This window comes from Gemmatimonas sp. (assembly GCF_044345575.1).
Lineage (GTDB): Bacteria > Gemmatimonadota > Gemmatimonadetes > Gemmatimonadales > Gemmatimonadaceae > Gemmatimonas.
Genome location: NZ_JBIJAW010000270.1, coordinates 1 through 4511 on the forward strand (window position 1 = coordinate 1; position 4511 = coordinate 4511).

Sequence of the window (4511 nt, forward strand, 5' to 3'; positions counted from 1 at the left end):
ACGAGCAGTTCGCTCGGGCCGGCGGGCGAATCGATGGCCACGCTGTTCACGAGTTGCAACTTGGCCTCGGCCACGTAGGCATTGCCGGGGCCCATGATGCGATCCACGCGTGGCACGCTTGCCGTACCAAGCGCCATCGCAGCGATGGCGCCGGCGCCGCCGAGGGCGAACACGCGGTCCACGTTGGCGAGCGCGGCGGCGGCGAGCACCACCGGCGACGGCATGCCGTCGGGGCCCGGTGGTGAGCAGACGATCACTTCCTGCACGCCGGCCACCCGCGCCGGAATGGCACCCATGAAGAGCGAACTCGGATACGCCGCGCGACCCCCGGGTGCGTAGATGCCCACGCGCTGCAGCGGATCGGGGCGACGCCCCACCGTGATGCCGGGTTCGGGCGAGCAGACGGTCTCAACGGGACGGAACGCCGCGTGCACCGCGGCGATGTTCTTCGCGGCGCGTTCGAGTGACGCACGCAGGGCAGGGTCGAGCGACGCCAGCGCCGCATCCCACGCACTCCGTGGCACCTCGAGCGCGGTGAGCGTCACGCGATCGAAGTCGAGGGCGAACTGGAACAGCGCCTCGTCACCGCGTTCGCGCACCTGCGCGATCAGCGCCGCGGTGCGCTCGCGCACGGTGCCGTCGGTGGTGGACGACCGGTCGACGATGGCGCGGCGAGTGGATGCGTCGAGTGACGACAGCGCACCGAACGCCCGCAGCGAAACCGGCGAGCTCACGGCACGAGCCTCTCGATACGCGTGACGAGGATGCCTTCACCGCCCAGCGCGCGCAGCTGCGAGATGGTGCGATAAATGGTGGCGGCGCTCACGACGGCGTGTACCGCCACGTACTGGCTCGACTCGGCGATCTCGATGACCGTGGGGCCGTTGAGTCCCGGCAGCACCTCGCGCACCTGGGCGAGCGCGGTGCGCGGCACGTTGGCCATGAGGTAGCGCTGGCTGCGCGCGCGGATGACGCTGGCGAGCGCCACCACGAGATCGTCGAGCTCCTGCTTGCGATCGGGGTCGCCGTTGCGCGGGCCCCCCTCGGCGGTGATGAGGTGGGCACTCGAGCGGAGCACCGTGTCGATTTCGCGCAGGCCGTTCACCCGGAGGGTGCTCCCGGTGGAGGTGAGATCCACCACCACGTCCGCGATCCCGAGGTGTGGGGCGATCTCAGCCGCTCCGCTTACCGGCACCACGTCGGCCGGCACGCCGGCCTGCTCGAAGAACCGGCGGGTGATGTTGGGAAACACGGTAGCCACGCGGATGCGCTGGGGGCTCGCGGCCATGTCGCTGAGCTGGCGGATCCCCGAATCCTCGCGGGCGGCCACGACGAGGCGGCACTTGCCGAAGCCGAGGTCGAGGTGGGAGGCGAGGGGGCGCCCGGACTCGTTCACGAGGTCCCATCCGGTGACCCCCACGTCGGCGGCCCCGTCGGCGACGAACTCAGGGATGTCCTGAGCGCGCACGAAGATGGCTTCGAACTCACCGCCGAGCGATGCGGTGAGGGCGCGCTCCCCGGAGGAGCGGACCTCGAGGCCGGCGTCGTTGAACAGCTCACGAGTGTCTTCGCTGAGGCGTCCTTTATTGGGCAGTGCGATACGTAGCATGGGACTTCTGGATTTTGGAATGCCGAATGTTGAACCGGCGGGCAACAAAAAAGGCCCGTCCGGAGGGGACGGGCCGCAGGTCGCTGTGGTGTCGGGGGCTGTGCTCGCTTACCCCATCACGCACAAAGCGCCCCGACCCGTCGGGCCGTGGCCGTGATGCGCATGATGGTGGGCGAAGCTGATGGCGTGCATAGCTCAAGGAGGCTAGCGGCGCCCGGAGGGGGAGTCAAGAGTCGATTTCCCCGTTGGGGGCTTGGCGCGGCCCCCTCTTGTGAATAAGTTCACAAAGTCCGCAGGGCCCTGCGGACACAGACCGATTTGCGGTCTGGGCGAAAGGAAATTTCCGATTATAGGCTCTGGAGGCCTACAAACATGCGGTTTCTCGGCTTTGCGGTGGTGACCGGCGCGGCGATCCTGCTTGGCGCGTGCGGCGGTGGTGACAAGGCGGCGACGGATTCGGCGGCGGCTCCGGCTGCTGACACGGCGGCTGCGGCGGCTCCGGCGGCTCCGGCGGCTGGCGCGATGGCCCCGATCACGGGCACGACGCACACGATCAACATGGTCGGCGACGGCCAGGGCTACCGTTTCGAGCCCGCGGAACTCACGATCGCGGCTGGCGACGGCATCAAGTTCGTGATGGTTTCGGGCGGCCCGCACAACGTGGCGTTCGACCCCGCCGCGCTCTCGCCGGAAGCGAAGACGGCCCTCACGGCGAACATGCCGGAGCAGGCTGGTGAGCTCTCGGGCAAGATGCTCCTCAACGCGAACGAAGAGTACACCGTCTCGTTCGCCGGCGTCCCGGCTGGCACGTACGATTTCCATTGCACGCCGCACCTCGCCATGAACATGAAGGGCAAGATCACCATCAAGTAAGCTTCGGCTTCTTGATGTGATGTGCAGGACCGGGGGCTGGCGCGATGCGCCGGCCCCCGTGTTCGTTTCTGGCACATGAATTCCCCGCGCGCTCGATGGCTCGCCGCCCGGACCCGTAATGCGGCGCGGCACGGACTGCTGATTGCCGGAATCGGCGCGATCGTGATGGTCGCCGCGCTCCTCACATTCGTGTTGCTCCCGCGCCAGGCCGACCGGCAGCTCACCAGCGCCATTGCCGCGCTGCCGCCCGCGCGCGATACCATCATGCTGCGCACCCACCGACGGCAGGCCGATGCGCTACATGCGCTCGCCGATGCGCAGCGTACCGCGGCCCGGCCCGCGATGGCGGACACGGATTCGGCGCTGGGCGATCTCACCAACCACATCGTACGCGCGCGGCAATCCCCGCTGATCGAGAGCTTTCGGTCTCTGGCCAGTGCGCCTGCCCTCCAGCGTGATACCACCGTGCGTGCCACGGTGAATCGACTGCGCGATTCCCTCGAGGCGCTGCATCGGGAGCGCGACGCCTATGCCGCGCGAAGCGGCCCGGATGCGCGCTACGCGGACATGACGGCGCGACTCACCGCACAGGGGGGCGTACTCGTGGCGCTGGCCGAACGCTCACTGCGCGTGCAAGCCGGGTCGCTGCCGCTCGCGCCGGCACCGCCGGCAGATTCCCTGCTCGACGAGGCGGTGCGTACCGCCGCCGATTCCGTCGCGCGACTGGATGCGCTTATCGCCGAGGCGCAGCGTGTCAACGCCGAGCGGGATCGCGCGAAGGCCGCCCTGCGCGACCGCATGCAGGTGAACATTCCGCCGGTCGCGATGCTGCTCGCATCGCTCGTCCTCGGTGCTGCCATTGGCTTTGCCGGTTCGGTGTGGAAAGAAATCCGGACACCCACGGTGGGGGACGCGCGTGAGCTCGAGGCCCTCACACGTTCGCGCGTGATCGTGCATGACTCCGCTCACGGGAAGCGGCGTGGTGGGCAGCCCGGGGGGCGTGCGCGCCGCGGAGAGGCACAGGCCGCCGTGCTCACCCCAACCGCCCATGCGTGGCCGCTGTTGCACCTGAGGCTTTCGAACATCGGCGACATGGCGCCTCTCGTGCAGGTGCTGGCCGATCGTCCGGTCCTTGCCGGGGCCGTGGGGCTGAACCTCGCATCGGTCGCCGCGCGCGAGTGGCGCGCCACGGTGCTGGTGGACGCCGCCGTGCGCGCGGGCGCTGTGGTGCCCCTGCTGCCGGTTTCGGCGCTCCTGACGCCGGACGATCTCGGTCGCCGTCGACATTCCAACGCTCCGTGGAACGACCAATGGGATGCCACGCGACGCATGCCGCTGGGCCGCGATGCGAGCGTCGATCTCGTACTGCCGCGGCGCGCACGTTACGATGCGCACCGACATCCTGGGGATGATACGGCGGCCTCCGATCCGCTCGATTCGCTGCTGTGCCACTACGATTTCGTGGTGTTCGTGACGGATGTCCCCACGGCCCCGGTGGTGCCGGCCCGTGCGGACCTCGTGCTGTGCGCGCGACTCGGGGTCACGCCGCTGGCCTGGGTGTCGCGCGCGGTGCGATACGCGGACGAGTCCGGGCGCCGGATTCGCGCCGTGGTCCTTTGGGCCGATGACGTGCCGCTGGCCGGCACGCGTGCGGCTGGCTAGTCTCCGCGGTATGTGGGCAGATACGCTGTTGACGTACGAGCAGGGACATCTCCTGCGGCTGGGCGTGTGGGCCGTGATCAGCATGCTGGCCGGCACCGTGCTGCTCGCGGTGCTGACCGTGCGCCGCCTCGAAGCGCCGCTGTTGAAGCATTTCGCCATTCAGACCGGGGCGTGGGGCGCGGTGAACGCCCTCATCGCGCTGTGGGCATGGCGCGGCCTGGCCATGCGTGATTTCGCCGGGACGCAGAAGCTCCTCAATATTCTGTGGTTGAATACCGGCCTCGACCTGGGATACGCCGCCGTCGGTCTCACGCTCGTGATCGTGGGATGGCGGTGGGAGCGACGGTTGGGAGCCGTGGGGGCCGGA

General features: G+C 69.2%; 5 protein-coding genes. 3 read left to right on the top strand and 2 right to left on the bottom strand.

The genetic code is table 11. From position 1 onward, the window contains the following. Both hisD and hisG read right to left on the bottom strand, forming a co-directional pair. A partial coding sequence (gene hisD / locus ACIQ6O_RS13290) for a histidinol dehydrogenase (RefSeq protein WP_396208272.1) occupies positions 1–734 on the bottom strand: 734 nt, incomplete at its 3' end. Continuing rightward, the gene (hisG, locus tag ACIQ6O_RS13295) at positions 731–1609 is read right to left on the bottom strand and encodes an ATP phosphoribosyltransferase (RefSeq protein WP_396208273.1); all 879 of its coding nucleotides are present in this window, start codon (positions 1607–1609) and stop codon (positions 731–733) included. The genes hisG and hisD, both read right to left, overlap by 4 nt. A 372-nt stretch (positions 1610–1981) precedes the next feature. Here hisG and ACIQ6O_RS13300 point away from each other — a divergent pair, with 372 nt between their 5' ends. The 3 genes from ACIQ6O_RS13300 to ACIQ6O_RS13310 form a co-directional block, all read left to right on the top strand. Beyond that, positions 1982–2482 (top strand): plastocyanin/azurin family copper-binding protein, encoded by a 501-nt coding sequence (locus tag ACIQ6O_RS13300; protein ID WP_396208274.1) that lies wholly within the window; start codon positions 1982–1984, stop codon positions 2480–2482. A gap of 75 nt (positions 2483–2557) precedes the next feature. Further along, positions 2558–4144 carry a hypothetical protein gene (locus ACIQ6O_RS13305; RefSeq protein WP_396208275.1) on the top strand — a complete coding sequence of 529 codons (1587 nt, stop codon included), beginning with the start codon at positions 2558–2560 and terminating at the stop codon, positions 4142–4144. 10 nt (positions 4145–4154) lie between these two features. Further along, positions 4155–4511 (top strand): DUF6992 family protein (locus ACIQ6O_RS13310; RefSeq protein WP_396208276.1); only part of this gene is annotated, 357 nt, incomplete at its 3' end.

What these genes read in the sequence shown, in the direction of transcription:
- hisG (WP_396208273.1), bottom strand. Translation starts at nt 1,609, where the DNA reads ATGCTACGTATCGCACTGCCCAATAAAGGACGCCTCAGCGAAGACACT.
- ACIQ6O_RS13300 (WP_396208274.1), top strand. Translation starts at nt 1,982, where the DNA reads ATGCGGTTTCTCGGCTTTGCGGTGGTGACCGGCGCGGCGATCCTGCTT.
- ACIQ6O_RS13305 (WP_396208275.1), top strand. Translation starts at nt 2,558, where the DNA reads ATGAATTCCCCGCGCGCTCGATGGCTCGCCGCCCGGACCCGTAATGCG.